This is a genomic window from Aeromonas sp. R4-3, assembly GCF_040908275.1.
Lineage (GTDB): Bacteria > Pseudomonadota > Gammaproteobacteria > Enterobacterales > Aeromonadaceae > Aeromonas > Aeromonas rivipollensis.
The window spans coordinates 1-16,189 of sequence record NZ_JBFODK010000049.1 but is presented as its reverse complement, the minus strand read 5'-3'; the positions used below and the strand labels follow the sequence as shown (position 1 = coordinate 16,189).

Below are 16,189 nucleotides of genomic sequence, written 5' to 3'. Positions count from 1 at the left end.
CGGCGATCAGGGCTGGGCGCGGCTCTCCAGCAGCCAGTGACAGGTGCGGGCCACCCCCTGCCGCTGGCTGTCGGGGCGGGCGAGCAGGGCGTACTCGTGGTCCGTCTCCAGCACGGGGGCAAAGGGGGCCACCAGGGCACCGCTCTCCAGCTCCTCGGCCACGATTGTGGGATCCCCGAGGGAGAGGCCGAATCCCTGCAAGGCGGCATTCATCGCCAGGTCCAGGGTATCGAACAGCTGGCCGCCCTGGGGCTGCCAGGGGGTGTCGAGGAAGGCGGCGAACCAGTTGCGCCAGTCCCGCCTATCCGCGCTGGCATGGAGCAGGGGCAGCCGGGGCAGCTCTTCTATGGTGCGCTCGAACAGGCGGTGCTTGGCGGCAAAGGCGGGGGCGCAGACCGGGGTCAGCCGCTCCCGAAACAGCGACTGGCTATGGGGGTACCTGGCCTGACAGGATTGATAAACGATGGCGAGATCGAAGGGCTCCCGGGAGAAATCGATGCCGTGGCTGTGGCTGCCGCGCACTTCGACTGCCTCCCCCTCGAACGCCTGCAACCGTCGCAACAGCCAGCGGCTGGCGCAGGAGGGCACCTTGATGCTGATGGCCTGCTCGTGGGGCAGGGTCTGCAAGGCGCTGAGCCCCTCCCCCATGCGGGCCAGCCCTTCACGAACGAAGGGCAGCAACCGCTCGGCGGCCGGGGTCAGGGCCAGGCAACGGGTGCCGCGCACGAACAGCAGGTGGCCGAGGCGGGCCTCCAGCTGGGCAATCTGCTTGCTCACCGCCCCCTGGCTCACGCACAGCTCATCGGCGGCCAGGGTGAAACTCAGATGGCGGGCAGAACACTCGAAAACCTGCAAGCCATACAGGGGCAACTGGCTGCGGGGTTGGCTAGACAACATACAAGCCTCCATGCTTGAGAAAAACTCATGCATAACATGCCGAATAATCCGTTGTCCGGCAAGGAAGCGAGGGCTAAAAAGGGGCATCTTTCACACACATCGGTGATGGCGCCATGTCTTCCCCCCGCATTGTCAGCAAACTGCCCCAGGTGGGCACCACCATCTTCAGCGTGATCGGGGATCTGGCTGCCCGCCATCCCAGCATCAACCTCTCCCAGGGGGCCCCGAGTTTCCCCTGCGATCCCGAGCTCATCCGGGTGACCCACGAGGCCATGCTGGCCGGGGAGAACCAGTATGCCCCCATGACGGGGCTGCCCGCCCTGCGCGAGCAACTGGCGGCCAAGATAGGGACCAGCTATGGCCACCACTATGACGCGGGCGAGGAGATCACCATCACCGCCAGCGCCAGCGAGGCCCTGTTCTGCGCCATCACCGCCCTGGTGCACCCGGGGGACGAGGTGATCATGTTCGAGCCGGCGTTCGACAGCTACCGCCCCATGATCCAGCTGCAGGGGGCCACCCCTGTGGTGATCGCCCTCAAGGCCCCCCATTTTGCCATCCCCTGGGATGAGGTGGCGGCCCGCATCACACCCCGCACCCGCATGATAGTGCTCAACACCCCCCACAACCCCACCGGCACCGTCTGGCAGGCGGGGGATCAGGAGCACCTCGCCCGCCTGGTGCGCGGCACCGACATCCTGATCCTCTCGGACGAGGTGTACGAGCACGTGGTGTTCGACGGCGCCCTGCACCAGAGCGTGATCCGTTACCCCGAGCTGGTGGAGCGCTCCGTCGCCGTCTTCTCCTTCGGCAAGACCTTCCACGTCACCGGCTGGCGAGTGGGTTACTGCGTGGCGCCCCGCCCCCTGATGGAGGAGATCCGCAAGGTGCATCAGTTCGCCATGTTCGCCGCCGACACCCCCATGCAATACGGCTTCGCCCACCTGTTGCAGCAACCGGCCCACTACCAGGGGCTGGCGGACTTCTACCAGCGCAAGCGGGACCTGCTGGTCTCGGCCCTGGCGGACTCACGCTTTACCCTGCTCCCCTCGGCCGGCAGCTTCTTCATGCTGGCGAGCTATGAACGGATCAGCGACGAGCCGGACAGCCTCTTCGTGCAGCGCCTCATCCGCGACCACGGGGTCGCCACCATACCCGTCTCCGCCTTCTATCACGACGGCACGGATCAGCGGGTCATCCGCCTCTCCTTCTCCAAGGATGACGACACCCTGCTGGCGGGCGCCGAGCGCCTGTGCGGCGTATAGGAGGCACCATGGATTCTGTGCGCGTTGCCGTCCTGCAGATGGTTTCAGGGGACCAGCTTGACCACAACCTGGCCCAGGCCGAGGCCCTGCTGCGTCAGGCCGCGGCCGAGGGGGCCGAGCTGGCCCTGCTGCCAGAATACTTCTACCTGATGCCTGCCGACGAGCGGGCGCGGGTGGCCCTGGCCGCTCCCGTGAGCGATCACCCTCTGCTGGCCTGGGCCCAGGGGCTGGCCCGGGAGCTCGGGATCTGGATACTGGCTGGCACCCTGCCGCTTTCGAGCGAAGAGCCCGGCAAGATGCACAACAGCAGCCTGCTGATCGACCCGCAAGGGCACTTGGCCAGCCGCTATGACAAGCTGCACCTGTTTGGCTTTTGCACCGGGCAGGAGCAGTATGACGAGGCCGTGACCATGAGCCCGGGCCGGGAGGTGGTGAGCCATCCCCTGCCCTGGGGCGTGCTGCGCTTCGGGATCTGCTACGACCTGCGCTTCCCCGAGCTGTTTCGCCTGGGGCCCGCCCCCGACTTCATCGCCCTGCCAGCGGCCTTCACCCACACCACAGGGCTGGCGCACTGGGAGCTGCTGCTGCGGGCCAGAGCGGTGGAAAACCTCGCCTTCGTGCTGGCCTCGGCCCAGGGGGGAGAGCACCCCGGCGGGCGCCGCACCTTCGGCCACAGCATGATCATCGATCCCTGGGGCCGGGTGCTGGCCCAGGTAGAGGAGGGTCAGGGACTGGCCATCGCCACCCTGGATCTGGCGGCCCAGCGCAAGGTGCGCAGCCAGCTGCCGGCCCTCACCCATCGCAAGATAGCCGTCGGCCCTTGAGGCCGGCACCATTTAGAACCATAGGAATGACACCACACTTCAAGGGACTGACCATGAAACTCAATACACTGATGATGCTGCTGGCCCTGGCCACCGCCGGCCAGGCGGCCGCCAAACCCCTGGTGATCGCCACCGACGCCACCTACCCTCCCTTCGAAATGGTCGACAGCAACGGCAAGCTCGGCGGCTTCGAAGTGGATCTGGCCTATGCCCTGTGCGCGGCCATGAAGACGGAGTGCGAGGTGATCAACCAGCCCTGGGATGCCCTGCTCCCCGGCCTGCAGGTGCGCAAGTACGACGCCATCATGTCCTCCATGAACATCACGGATGAGCGGCGCCAGAAGGTCGCCTTCAGCCAGGTCTACTACATGATGCAGAACCGCTTCGTGGGGCGCAGCGACAAGGCGGCCGACTTTGCCGACACCCCTGAGCACTTCAAGGACAAGGTGATAGCGGTGCAGGAAGGCACGCCCCAGGACAACTTCATCACAGCCCGCTACGGTGACGTGGCCAAGATCAAGCGCTACGTCAACGCCCAGTCTCCCATGCTGGATCTGCAGTCCAGCCGCGCCGACTACACCTTCGGCAACATGGTGCAGCTGAAGGTCGGCTTCCTCGACAAGGAGATGGGCAAGCAGTTCGCCTTCGTCGGTCCCCAGTACAACGGCACTCAGGACAAGATCCTGGGAGAAGGGGTAGCGGTGGCCCTGCGCAAAAACGATGACAAGCTCAAGAGCCAGTTCGATGCCGCCATCGAGAGCGTCAAGGCCGATGGCACCTTCGACACCTTGCTCAAGAAGTACCAGCTCGAAGACCTGCTCTGATCCCGACGCCGGGCCGCTATCACACCATGCCAGTCAACACCGACTGGCATTTTTTTATCCGGGATCTGCCGGCAAGGCGGCAAACGGCCCTCCTTTATGCAGGCCGCCTGTCACCTCGACGCGAAAGAGCCTCCCCCACCTGCCTCTACTATGGCGAGGCAGAGCATGCCATGCTGCACTTGTCCACGAGCCCTGATCCCCCATAGGCCATCCGGCGGCGCCGCGAGCCGGTCACACCAGACAAGGAGGCAAGCCATGAACCCGACCCCGCTGATCAGACGCTTCTCCCGCAATCCTCTGGGGCGGGATCTCGCCGTCGGCGATATCCACGGCTACTTTTCTCGGCTGGAACAGACCCTGAACCAGGCGAGATTCGACCCCGCTCGGGATCGCCTCTTCTCCGTCGGCGATCTGACGGATCGCGGCCCCGACTGCACAGCCGTGCTCGACTGGCTGGCCAAGCCCTGGTTTCACCCTGTCTGCGGCAATCACGACGACTACGTCTGCCGTTACGAGAGCTGCGATCGGGAGAACTGGATCCAGAACGGCGGCGGCTGGTTTCAGCAGCTGACCCCGGGCGAACAGGGGGCGTTCGCCGCCCACTACCGCACCCTGCCTATCGCCATCGAAGTGGCCACCCCGGCCGGCCCGGTCGGGCTGCTCCACGCCGATTGCCCCTTCTCCTCCTGGCAGGGGCTGCTGGACACACTGGATGCAGGGGTGAGCGGCGGGAAACTTAGGGCCATCAAGAACGTCTGCCTCTGGTCAAGGCGCCGCATCGAGCGGCTGGACGAGAGCGGCGTCGAGGGTCTCGTCGCCCTGGTGGTGGGCCACACCCCGGTAGGCCGCCCGGCCCGCCTTGGCAATGTCTACTACATAGACACCGGCGGCTGGTATCCCGACGAAGGCGGCTTCTTCACCCTGCTGGATCTGCACACCCTGATGCCGGCGCTCCCACCCAGTGGTAACCCCTGAGGAGATATTTTGTATCAGGGGTTGATCTTTCTACTGATTGGAGCCGCGGCGATTCAGTCCGGGATGATGAGCACACTTCAAGATGCAGATATCGATGAAAGTCTGTGACCAAGGCTGCGACCATCAATATCGAACCGTGGTAGGCTAGGCCCAAAGGAACCTCTTTGGGGAATGTCATGCCTGTGCCTCCACCTCCATTTACTTTTCATTGCCCCCAATGCGGCTGGCAAAAGACGGTTGTCCCTAAGAGTGACGCGCTTGTGTGTGGCCTCTCCTGGTTCGAGGTATGCCCCAAATGCAGTCACTCACCACTTGAAAGAGCACCTGCCACTATGATGGAGCTGGCGATGGCCAAGATACGGGATGCAGCCCGAAAGTAAGCCTGATTTCAAGTTTGCCATTCCAACCGATTCGCCCCATGTCAGACGGCCCACCCACAATACCGTTAGCAAATTTAGGGCCTCGAATTCTGACTATTCATCCGATGGAGAAGGAGATCATTGTTGAATTTCGAACAACTGAAAAATCGTCACCGTGAAATACGTGAACACTCACCTGCCAACCTAAAGTTGCGTGTGCATCGCGCATTGAGCTGGCTGCAACGGGCAGAGATGGCAGAAGATGAAGATGGCCGCTTCATTTTTCTCTGGATTGCCTTCAACGCTGCCTATGCCACCGAAATCGATGACAATCGCCGCTTGTCAGAGCAGGAAACCTTCAAAGGCTTTCTGGAAAAACTGTGCGAGCTGGATGAGCACAGGCAGATCGAGCAGCTCGTGTGGCAGGAATTTTCTGGGAGTATCCGTATTTTGCTGGATACCCCTTTTGTACTCCAAGGCTTCTGGGATTTTCACAGTGGCAAGATAAGCGAAACACTATGGAAGGAACGACTGGCACAGGGCAAGAAAATGGCATCCCAAGCACTGGCAAGCAGCAATACACCGCAGTTGCTGGGTGTCGTATTTAACCGTCTCTATACTCTGCGAAATCAACTAATGCATGGCGGCGCCACCTGGAATAGTTCGGTCAATCGCAAGCAACTTAAAGATTGTGCAAACCTGTTAGGCAAGCTTATACCGGTGATCATCGCGCTGATGATGGCCCATCCACAAACCCTGTGGGGAGACGCCTGCTATCCAGTGGTGGAAATGACGAGTTAGTCCGTCACTGAGGGGTTACGTAGCTTGGCCTAATCCGCCAGGTAAAAGGCCCCCGCAAACATGCCATAGACAACACGCACTCGGATATCTGCGCCCAGCAGTGCACCAAGCAGGGCTTCGCCATCTTGCAGGGTGTCGCTATGCCAAAAACACCAGAGCGCCGCTTCGACCACATCGAGCCAATTGCCTCGGCCAAGCTGATTACGTGATTTTCGGCGCCAGCTCCCCCGCACCACAGCACCGGTGTTGGGGGACTGGGCGGCCAGCGCTCTTTGCTCCATAACACTGAGGGTTAGCCCGTCCAGTTTGGCCTGTGTACTGCCACGGCCTCCCCTCAACAGCTTGTCGAGCTGCAATGCCAATAACCGCATGGCATCACCACATGCAAGAGTCACATCGTCATCCAACAATGCAGCAGCCCCTGCCATCAGTTGCTCCCGCCCTTGATAGATGGGCAGAACAGTACGATCCAACCGATGCCGATCAATATGCAAAGCCAAACGCGTCAATCTGCGCAGCTCAATACAGTGAGGCGTTCCCTCGGCCTCCGTCAATGACATAACGCCCAATCGACCCTCTTCTTCTGCAATCACAGTCACAAGTTCGCCGACCTGCTCGGCTGGCAGCAGGCAACAGATACCCATGATCAGAGGCATTGCCGCCTGATCCAATATCAGATTTGAATTCATAGAACCTCAGTGACGATGGTGTTTGAAATAAGTGATGCGGTTGCTGATGGTAACGATGTCGCTACCTGGCCAAATCAGGTAGTGGCGATGCGGGTGTTAGCATTTTGGAGTATCAGATCACCTCCTGCTTGCGGTTTCCTGAGCGCGAAATGCTTGAGGTAAAACACTTTTTTCTCCCTGTAATACTTGCCCCTGCCAAACATGAACAGAGAGCCTATGGCTGTAGCGACAATCCCCCTCAATGGCATATGGCACAAGGCTTGACAGTGGTAGGTGAGAACCAGCTTGTAGTTCATGACATACTCTCTTGACGCCGCTTTAGATGGACTCATTATATGTAGCCTGTATACTCATGACGATACTGGTTACATACACATGTCGCATTTTGGAGCACATATGACACCCAAAGAACTCACCTGGGATCAAACCCTGCGTTTTCGCCTGCTGGAGATCGTGCTGCAGTGGGAGGGGAGGCTGACTACCAATCACCTGATGAAAGCCTTCAATATCGGCCGCCAACAGGCCTCGCGGGATATCAACCACTACCTGACCTGCTACTCGCCAGAGGGACTGGTCTATGACAAAAGTCTGAAGGGATACAAACCCACCGAGCAATTTGTGCCCCGCTTTAGTGAAGGCAAGGTGGACGAGTACCTGATGCTGCTGCACCGGGAGAAGCAATATCAACGCCAGCACGAATCAGGGGTTCTAACCCTACCCTTGATGGATCTGCGCTACGGCCACATAGAGATCCTGGATGTGCCAAACCGCCATATCGATCCAAAGATCGTACGTGGTTTGGTGCAAGCGGCTCGGGGCCAATTACGGGTGGATGTGGACTATGTATCGCTGAGCTCAGAGGAGCAGAGCGGCCGCAATATCGTGCCTCACACCCTGGTCTATGACGGGATCCGCTGGCATGTACGCGCCTATTGCGAAAAGAAGGGGGAATATCTGGATTTTGTGATGAGCCGTTTTCGCGGAGAGCCGGAACTGTTGGATGCCTCCCCTCACGGCCGGGATCAGGATCTGGAGTGGAACACCCTGGTCACCGCCGTGGTGATCCCCAATCCGGGCCTCAGCGAAGGACAAAAGGCTATCATTGCCAAAGACTATGCTATGAGCGATGGGCTGTTATTGATCACACAGCGGATCCCCCTGATGCACTACGCACTGGAGCGAATGCAAGTAAGCTATAACGGCGAACACCAACAGCATCCACTACTCTACCCGCTAGTGTTGGAAAATCGGGAGGTGCTAATTCAGCAAGGCTGTACCTTCAAGCTCAAAAATGTAGATTATTAACCACGACAAAAAAGAGAGGCATGACGCCTCTCACATTTTTAGTCTTAATGTCGCAGGCCTATGACCCAATTTATCTGAGTTCAACGACATTAACTTTTTGCGATTATCTCAACCTATCCATAGCGCTTTTTAGCGCTATACCAGTTTGAATATTCCTGTCTTGGCTGTCTGAAACGATCACTTCCGAAGTACGAAGTGCCTGTCGAGCTTGGAGAGGTTTCTGGATTCGCCCTATTACACTCATTGTGTCATGGTGACCCTGCTCAATCCATGAACGGATATGCTGGGCAGTAAAGCCAAGCAGATCCTTTCCACCTCCAAATAAACCATCATGACGTTTTAAGGAACTTTGCGGGCGAATCTCCAACACAGTAGTGTCTGGGAAATTGTGGCGGTCCCACGGCGAGCCATCGCTTAAGTGAGTGACAATCACCATATTGCAACCAGCGTCAACCAAAGGTTTTACTGGTGTGTTGCCCTGCATTGTATGCCAGCCTCCCATTCCACCATCACTGTAAAGCACACCATTAATCTCGCGTGATTTAAACAATAAGGGTAACGCGGCAGAGGCTAGCAACGCCTCTTTCTGTTGATTGACAGGTAAACTTTGTACGTGATGGAACTCCGAAATACGAGTCGTACCGACCCCAAACTCGGCGGCTATGCAATTAAAAATATCTTTCATGCCACCTTCTGTAGGATATAAGGAAACGTACAATGGCAATCCGGAAGATAAGGCATCGATATCCAGATAGCGGTTCATCAAATCGATAAGTGGCTGATCAGATAACAACGAGTCACTTTGCTGCCCTACCCCCCCCGTAACCAATGCAGCACGACTGAGAGCCTCGAATATAATGCCTCCTGCTTTGCTTAGTACTGGTGTGCCGAACCCTAAGCCAAACTGTGTCAGTAGTGAGAAATAGATAGATTTGTTTAGCTCTAGCACCTTGCTATTGCCCAGATGCGACCAAATTTCCGTCATCCTTTCTGCAGCCTGAGCCAAAGTATCTGAAGAGGCCAAAATAGCCCCATTTAGTGCACCGATACTAGCACCAGCAACAACATGAAGATCTGTACCTGATTCAGCCAAGGCTCTGACCACACCAACCTCATAAGCACCTATGGCCCCTCCACCGGAAAGCGCCAGCCCTACTTTCATCGGCTGATCCATACTAACTCCTTGCTGAAGATTTCATCGACCATCGCACCAGCAATGCGTTCTGCAGAACACAACCGTGGCATACGTATAGGCGGAGCATTGTATGACTGTGTAGTGGACCAGATGATGGGATGAGTATCTTCATTACACCAGTCCGCCAACCAGTTAACGGCTGCGGACCAGTCACTGTATTGCTCATGCTCACCCTGCCAAGTTAACCAACTGCGCGTGTCGTGGCACATCGATGTTGGACTGTTATGGTCTTCTGCAAGCTGAACCACTGCTCGATTTCTTAGAATATCCAGTAACTGTTTTGCCTGTTGCTGTTCACCATGGCGGATCACTTCACCAAATGCCCCCCAACGCAGCTCTTCCAGTGCCACATAGCAACGTCCAGCCAGGGGTAGGAGTGAATATCGACCAGCACTCCAAGTGGAAAATATTTGTTCCAAATGCAGCTGGCCACGTTGCAGCCGATCGACACTACGGAGCTGTTGTTCCAGATGATGTAACTGTTTATTTACTTGCGTCGCCAACATGTTCAACTGTTCGCGAGTGTCTGCAGAATAGTGTGCAATGGTAGCTGTATCCTGCATCAACGAACTGACCCTATCGTTCACCTGTGCAAGCGCATAGTTGGTGGTTGCAAGTGATGACGTTAACTCGGTAAGCCAATTGAGAGAGGCCTCCACCCCATCTAACAACGAAGCATTGATAGCTTGCTGCCTCTGGGATGATCGCCCGTTGAATCCTTCTTTGATGCGCCGAAAAAAGGATCGATCCGTTTGTTGACGCACATGGTCGTGAACTACATCTATCCCGTTGGCGAAATCAACGATAAATTTCTCCGGCAGGCATGCCAGGATTTGGCACGCCTCGCTATTAGGAAACGTTGCAGTAAATGTTGATATCACAGCATCGGCTCCAACTCTTTCTTGAGTATCTTACTGTCACTGATCATCTCCGGTGTTAGCTTTCTCAGTGCGCTAAGGCGCTCAGTCAATTGTTCTTGGTCTTGCTTGCTACTTTTATGATCTTCTGTGCTCTGGATCAGAGTATTGCGAAGCTGCTCTACCTTGCCTTTAAAGGAAATGAAGAAAGTGTTAATTTCTTGCAAAATCGGCTCATTTATTTTTTTAGAAATCATATTGTTGAGCTCTTTAAAGTGTGCTCTGGTCTGGTTGGTGACAGCAATTTTTATTTTTCTAATATCTACTACGCTACGGGTGACATCCACACTGTAAGTTTCCCAGCCCCAGTTGTCTGTATTGAACCATTTGCATACCGTTCCCCATGCACCGCTGGAGCGGCGCTGCCGCGTTTCGCTAAAGGTTTTCTCTTCCAGAAGGTTTGTCATACGGGTGCCAATGGCAAGATTGGTCTGTAACTGACTAACTTTAGGAAAAGAGATTTTCACCGTGAAGCCATCGTCTTCCAGTCGCGAGTTAATTTGGCTTGCAATCTTATCGACCGCCTGCATGGTAGTGCCATGGAAGTTTTTTTCGATGGTACTGACGATGTCGGTTAGTGTCGGTTTAATTTTCTTTTCGGTTTCGGCCAGCAGGCTGGTTACCGACTCTTCTATCCGCTCAATGAACTGGACTGCTTCAGCATGTTCAGAAAATTTCACTTCTGAGTTATTTGGGTCAAAATCGCGGTCGCCTGATGGCGTATTCCCGGCAACCGTACTCATCAAGTTCCAAAAACCACGCCCCTGTTGCTGTGCTTGCATGTTAAATGCATCTTGCTCTTTACGCTTACCGTCTTTGAAATATTCGTCCAGTTGTTCATTTAGTATTTTCTCCGAGCTACTTAGCAGCTCGCCAGTTTGATGGGTAATTCTTCCCATCGAACTTTTTACTTCGCTATCGACTTGTTTCTGGTAATTATCGATATTGTCGATGTCGCTTAGAAGATCTTTTATTTGTGTCTGCAAGGTCTGAATGCTGGCCTGCAGCCCCTGATGACGTAACGACAGATATTCGTCGATATTTTCAGCATTCTGTACCAGCTTAGCCGCAGCAGAGTCTACCGCCAGCGCCGCCGCTTTGGCATGAGCTGCGTGGATCACTTCAGTAATCAGTTTCTCAAATAGTGATGTACGCCAGATTGTGTTTGCCTTTTTGAGCACAATTCCCACATCAGCAAGAACATCATCTTCCTCTTCTCTCCAGTCGAGACCAAATGCCATTTTGGCAAAATCATCAACCCATTCTTCGCTGACAGAGAGTTTACCGGCTTGATCTACTACACTGCGCGCTCGGTTTGCCAAATAAGCTCGAAGAGATGAACCAGGGTAAACACGATCACTGTTTAGTGCGCCGCTATCTAGCATGGCGGGAATTGCCTGTTTAACGGTCTCAGCGTTGTCGCTATTAGCGTTTTTTTGATCGAATTTATTGACCAGTACAAATAGGCGACCAGCAGCAACTTCTGCAATAGCGTTTAATTCTTTACGTACTTGCTGATCCGCCTCTGATTTCAGCTGGGTGTAATCTAGCACCGCAAGAACAGCGGAGGCTTTTTGTAGCTGATCGCGCATCATTGCTTGTAGCTGAGGTTGACCTGCCTCATTAGGGCCAGGTGTATCTAAGAGTGTCAGCGTACCTTGGCTATCATCCATTCCGACAAGGTGGCTAAACTCTACCTCAATTACTGGGAGTTTATGGACTTCTTCGTAGGCAGAAAAAGGGAAATCCACACGTAACGCTGTAGCCAAACGAACCAAGTCGTTAAGCGAAGCGAGACAAGAAAATATATCCTCTTCACCATAATAATTGCCTTTAAGCCATGTATTATCAGCAATAATATCCAGCAACTTCCATAGTGCCTGATCTTTTTTCAGCTCAGTGAGTAGTTTTTTACCATCTTCAGTATCGATTTTCTTCTGCAACGTCACGAACAGTTTCTGGATAGGCTCAATATTATCGAGTCGCAACTCTGGTATTATTTTACGCGGCACATGACGAATCAAGGTTGGAATCGATGTCATCGGGCGATTGCGGTTGGGTAGGATCTCTTTGCCGACAATCGCGTTAATGGTCGTGGATTTACCCGCTTTCATAGTACCCACAACTGCAAGGACCATTTCTTTCCCGAGAATTTTTTTTTGCTCCCCCTGCAACTCTTCAATTCTCTTTTCAGCTTTACTGCGATCAAACAATTGAGCATTGCTATCGCCCAGAACTTTCGGTTCTGTGAGCATTTTTTGCAGCAAGTCAATGTTAAGTTCTAACAATCTTTCGGCTTCATGACACAACAACTCGATATTATTCTCGTGCATTATTCTTCCTTATTTTGCTCATTTTTAATGCAAAAACACACTCTGGTAACATTTTCTTACGCATTCGCTCTTGGACGAACGAACATGCCAAATCTGTGATGGCCTGATGATATAGATTGGCAATCTGGATTTTAAGTACTGTACAGACTCACATGTCACATTTTCAAGCACATGTCAGCATGAACCATGCATACCAGACCTGAACCCACCACATATCACTTTCCGCCCAATAAACCGGCAGCCAAGGCGCCCGGGCTTCGCTCTGCCTGCGCTATGGTTTACCATGCTGGCAACTGCGGTGCATGGCACCGCCCACCCAGGCGCCATGGCGCCGCCATCGGACACCTCACCTCGAGCAACATGAGCAAAACAGCACAGCCCGGCAGCGAGCCCACCTTCTACTTCCACGTTTTGCAATATGTGTTTTTTAATGAACTGATTTATAAAGGTTTATGCTTCTTACGCTGATGAGCGCGGTACACAATTGGGACATGATGAAATTTGAGGACCATTGCTACAGATAGTAACGGTGTTCGTTTGAGCAACTGAACCGTCAGGACTTCATCCGCTTTGGCCGCAAAAAAACAAGTAAGGCCAGTCCAGCTGTTTCATATGTGAAACACAACATGCAGAAGTTCGTGGTCATAAACTGCAGAAGTTCAATTTGCAGTTATATTTCAATGCCTTGAAATAACATTCAAACAGCCTCATCAGCACCCAGCTGACTTGTTCATGTAGAAAGCCCCGGCCAGCAAACCATAGACCCCCCTTACTCGCTCATCCCGACCCAACAGCACGCCGAGCAATACTTCGCCGCTTTCCAAGGCGTCACCATGCCAGAAACACCAAAGGGCCGCTTCCACCACATCCAACCAACTGGCATGACCCAACTGATTACGTGACTTGCGCCGCCAGCTGCCGCGCACTACGGAACCAGTATTCGGGGATATGGCCGCCAGTGCCCGCTGCTCCATCACGCTAGGTGTGAGTCCATCCAGTTTGGCCTGACGGCTGTCACCCCCTCCCCGCAGCAATTTGTCGAGCAGCAGTGCCAGCAGGCGAAACGCGTCTTGATCTTCAAAACTTGCCTCTCTCCCCAGCAAGTCAGCAGCTCCGGCCATCAGTTGCTCACGCCCCTGGCAAATGGGCAGTAACGTGCGATCCAGCCGATGTTGCTCGATATGGATCGCCAATGCGGTCACAACCGCCAGCGGTGATGCCCCACGAACTTGGTGAGGCCCCCCCTTGCCAAGTAAAGAGGTCAGTTCCGTGACTCGCTCAGCTGACAGCAGGCAAGCAATCCCCTTGATCAGGGGGGCATCCCCCTGACCCGGTACCAGATGTTGGTTCATAGTGCCTCAGTGGCGATCGCGTTTGAAATGGGTGGTTTTGTGGCCAACGGTGACAATCTCGCCGCCCTGCAGCACCAGATAGTGACGACGCAGACGCTGGCAGAATTCCGCTGGCAAGCCCCAGCTGGCTTGCAGCATTGCCAATCCATTGCGATCGAGATAAACCAGTTCGCGCCCCTTGTGATAAGTAGAGCATCCGATGTTCAGGAGCACTTCTACAAGCTCGGGTGCGATGCCACGTTGCTGCATCCGGCATGACGCATGATGGCTATAGGTAGTATCCAGTTTACCGTTCATGACATTCTCCTTTGGTGCCGCTTTAGATGGACTCATTATATGTAGCCTGTATACTCATGCCGATACTGGTTACATACACATGTCGCATTTTGGAGCACATATGACACCCAAAGAGCTCACCTGGGATCAAACCCTGCGTTTTCGCCTGCTGGAGATCGTCTTGTTGTGGGAAGGACGACTCACCACCAACCACCTGACAACCGTTTTCAATATCGGTCGCCAGCAAGCCTCGCGAGACATCAACCTCTACCTCAACGAATACGCACCTGACGGGCTGGTTTATGACAAGAGCCTGAAGGGATACAAACCAACCGACCAGTTTGTGCCCCGCTTTAGTGAAGGCAAGGTTGACGAGTATCTGATGCTGCTGCACCGGGAGAAGCAATATCAGCGCCAGCACGAATCCGGGGTTCTGACCCTACCCTTGATGGATCTGCGCTACGGCCACATAGAGATCCTGGATGTGCCAAACCGACATATTGACCCGAAGATCGTACGTGGTTTGGTGCAAGCGGCTCGAGGCCAGTTACGGGTAGATGTGGACTATGTGTCACTGAGTTCAGAAGAGCAGAGCGGCCGCAATATCGTGCCTCATACCCTGGTTTATGACGGGATCCGCTGGCATGTGCGGGCCTATTGCGAGAAGAAAGGAGAATATCTGGACTTCGTGATGAGCCGCTTTCGTGGCGAACCTGACCTGCTGGATGCGTCACCCCATGGTAGGGAACTGGATCTGGAGTGGAACACCCAAGTCAGCGGCGTAGTCGTTCCCAATCCAAGTCTTAGTCAAGGTCAGCAAGCCATCATCGCCAGCGACTACGCCATGTCAGATGGCAAGTTATTGATCAGCCAGCGCATCCCTTTGATGCACTACGCATTGGAGCGGATGCAGGTGAGCTATAACGGCGAACACCAACAACATCCCCTGCTCTACCCGCTGGTGCTGGCCAATCGGGAGGAGCTCATCCAGCAAGGCTGTACCTTCAAACTCAAGAGTGCGGATTTGCAAGTGCTGCCACACTAGTGGCACTCCCTGCACTCATCACATCCGGCAAAGAGAACTCAACAAGAAGTGCTCCCGCCATGGCGGGAGCCTTTTCCAATCAAAGGCCCCAAATTACATAGTGCCAAGACGCGTCAGCAATTGATCATAATCAGTTGTAGCGGTCAACTAAATCCGGACACTGTGTTAAGCCGATTTTCGGCCTTCACTGGCGATACCCCATTATTGTGTTGATGCGGTCGCCGCCAGTTGTAGTCATCCATCAGGTAATAGCTGATATCCCGCTTCGCTTCCCGTAGGCTCATGTATCCCGTTGTCGGGAGCCACTCTGTCTTCAGACTCCTGAACAATCGCTCCATCGGTGCGTTATCCCAACAGTTGCCACGCCGACTCATGCTCTGGGTCATGCGATAGCGCCACAGTCGTTGCCGGAATGCCCGGCTGCCGTATTGGTTGCCCTGGTCTGAGTGACATAGCACACCTGATGGGCAACCCCGCTGCTGATAGGCCATCTCCAGTGCTTTTATTGCCAGCTCTGCATCAGGCTTGTCAGACATCGACCAGCGCACGACTCGGCGGGCATAAAGGTCGAGAACCACCGCCAGGTAATGCCAACGACCACCGGCCCAGACGTAGGTGATACCGCCACACCACACCTGATTGGGTTGCTGGACATCAAATTCGCGCGCCAGCACATTCGGGATATCCGGTCGCTCGGACCGGGCTGTCTTATAGGCATGGTAGCCAGGCTATTTCGATACCAGCTCACTTCCTTCATCAAGTTGCGCACCTTGAATCGGCCAATCTGATGCCCCAGCTCCCGCATCATCGACATCAGGGCTCGGCTGCCCGCTGAGCTCCGGCTCTATTTAAACAGACGCCGCAGTTCGCTTCGTTGCTGCAACCGCTCGGGGTTGATGCTGCGTTTGCGAGCCAGGTAGTCGTAAAAACAGGCGGCTGAGATACCGAAGGCGCAGCAGACCAGGGAGGTGGGGGCTTGCTCTATTAACCGGTCTATCAGCGCGTACGTTCGAGTTCGTCAGCCATCAAGAGAGCATTAGCCTTCCTAAGAAACACCCTCGATTGCCTGTAGGGTGAAACCAAACTCGGCGGCCCGACGGTGCAATCCCTTGACCACCCGATCGCGGTACTG

15 protein-coding genes and 1 pseudogene are annotated in these 16,189 nt (G+C 55.0%); 7 read left to right on the top strand and 9 right to left on the bottom strand.

Features of this window, described 5'->3' with window-relative positions:
• Positions 1-6 precede the first annotated feature (6 nt).
• The gene (locus AB5Y91_RS14580) at positions 7-897 is read right to left on the bottom strand and encodes a LysR family transcriptional regulator (RefSeq protein ID WP_368170129.1); all 891 of its coding nucleotides are present in this window, start codon (positions 895-897) and stop codon (positions 7-9) included.
• A gap of 113 nt (positions 898-1,010) precedes the next feature.
• On the opposite strand from AB5Y91_RS14580, the gene AB5Y91_RS14575 reads away from it, so the two are divergent.
• From AB5Y91_RS14575 to AB5Y91_RS14555, 5 genes are all read left to right on the top strand, one after another.
• Entirely contained in the window at positions 1,011-2,162 is a 1,152-nt protein-coding gene (locus tag AB5Y91_RS14575; protein WP_368170128.1) for a methionine aminotransferase, read from the top strand.
• 8 nt (positions 2,163-2,170) lie between these two features.
• Positions 2,171-2,986, top strand: coding sequence for a carbon-nitrogen hydrolase family protein (locus AB5Y91_RS14570; RefSeq protein WP_368170127.1), 816 nt, complete (start codon positions 2,171-2,173; stop codon positions 2,984-2,986).
• Between the two features lie 53 nt (positions 2,987-3,039).
• Positions 3,040-3,810: an ABC transporter substrate-binding protein gene (locus AB5Y91_RS14565; RefSeq protein WP_368170126.1), complete on the top strand. Its 771-nt coding sequence runs from the start codon at positions 3,040-3,042 to the stop codon at positions 3,808-3,810.
• A 255-nt stretch (positions 3,811-4,065) separates the two neighbouring features.
• Complete coding sequence (locus tag AB5Y91_RS14560; protein WP_368170125.1) at positions 4,066-4,785, top strand: metallophosphoesterase; 720 nt, start codon at positions 4,066-4,068, stop codon at positions 4,783-4,785.
• A 503-nt stretch (positions 4,786-5,288) separates the two neighbouring features.
• Positions 5,289-5,945, top strand: a complete 657-nt coding sequence (locus AB5Y91_RS14555) for a HEPN domain-containing protein (RefSeq protein WP_234568118.1) — start codon at positions 5,289-5,291, stop codon at positions 5,943-5,945.
• 29 nt (positions 5,946-5,974) lie between these two features.
• Here the strand turns inward: AB5Y91_RS14555 and AB5Y91_RS14550 are convergent, their stop codons facing one another.
• Both AB5Y91_RS14550 and AB5Y91_RS14545 read right to left on the bottom strand, forming a co-directional pair.
• Entirely contained in the window at positions 5,975-6,634 is a 660-nt protein-coding gene (locus tag AB5Y91_RS14550; RefSeq protein ID WP_234568120.1) for an ADP-ribosylglycohydrolase, read from the bottom strand.
• 74 nt (positions 6,635-6,708) lie between these two features.
• Positions 6,709-6,930, bottom strand: coding sequence for a hypothetical protein (locus AB5Y91_RS14545; RefSeq protein ID WP_139744413.1), 222 nt, complete (start codon positions 6,928-6,930; stop codon positions 6,709-6,711).
• Positions 6,931-7,030: 100 nt separating this feature from the next.
• On the opposite strand from AB5Y91_RS14545, the gene AB5Y91_RS14540 reads away from it, so the two are divergent.
• Positions 7,031-7,939 carry a WYL domain-containing protein gene (locus AB5Y91_RS14540; RefSeq protein ID WP_234568122.1) on the top strand — a complete coding sequence of 303 codons (909 nt, stop codon included), beginning with the start codon at positions 7,031-7,033 and terminating at the stop codon, positions 7,937-7,939.
• 103 nt (positions 7,940-8,042) lie between these two features.
• Here AB5Y91_RS14540 and AB5Y91_RS14535 read toward each other — a convergent pair whose 3' ends face one another.
• The 5 genes from AB5Y91_RS14535 to AB5Y91_RS14515 form a co-directional block, all read right to left on the bottom strand.
• The gene (locus AB5Y91_RS14535; protein WP_368170124.1) at positions 8,043-9,113 is read right to left on the bottom strand and encodes a patatin-like phospholipase family protein; all 1,071 of its coding nucleotides are present in this window, start codon (positions 9,111-9,113) and stop codon (positions 8,043-8,045) included.
• Positions 9,098-10,015, bottom strand: coding sequence for a diguanylate cyclase regulator RdcB family protein (locus AB5Y91_RS14530; protein WP_368170123.1), 918 nt, complete (start codon positions 10,013-10,015; stop codon positions 9,098-9,100). The genes AB5Y91_RS14535 and AB5Y91_RS14530 overlap by 16 nt, the downstream gene beginning before the upstream one ends.
• Entirely contained in the window at positions 10,012-12,384 is a 2,373-nt protein-coding gene (locus AB5Y91_RS14525) for a dynamin family protein (protein ID WP_368170122.1), read from the bottom strand. Before AB5Y91_RS14525 ends, AB5Y91_RS14530 begins: the two co-directional genes overlap by 4 nt.
• A gap of 710 nt (positions 12,385-13,094) precedes the next feature.
• Entirely contained in the window at positions 13,095-13,736 is a 642-nt protein-coding gene (locus AB5Y91_RS14520) for an ADP-ribosylglycohydrolase (RefSeq protein WP_368170121.1), read from the bottom strand.
• A gap of 6 nt (positions 13,737-13,742) precedes the next feature.
• Positions 13,743-14,033 (bottom strand): DUF4258 domain-containing protein, encoded by a 291-nt coding sequence (locus AB5Y91_RS14515; RefSeq protein ID WP_368170120.1) that lies wholly within the window; start codon positions 14,031-14,033, stop codon positions 13,743-13,745.
• Between the two features lie 100 nt (positions 14,034-14,133).
• Between AB5Y91_RS14515 and AB5Y91_RS14510 the strand changes: the two genes are divergently transcribed.
• Positions 14,134-15,057 (top strand): WYL domain-containing protein, encoded by a 924-nt coding sequence (locus tag AB5Y91_RS14510; RefSeq protein ID WP_368170119.1) that lies wholly within the window; start codon positions 14,134-14,136, stop codon positions 15,055-15,057.
• A 143-nt stretch (positions 15,058-15,200) separates the two neighbouring features.
• On the opposite strand, the pseudogene AB5Y91_RS14505 reads toward AB5Y91_RS14510, so the two are convergent.
• Positions 15,201-16,102, bottom strand: a pseudogene (locus tag AB5Y91_RS14505) (IS3 family transposase); the annotation flags it as partial.
• Positions 16,103-16,189: the final 87 nt, after the last annotated feature.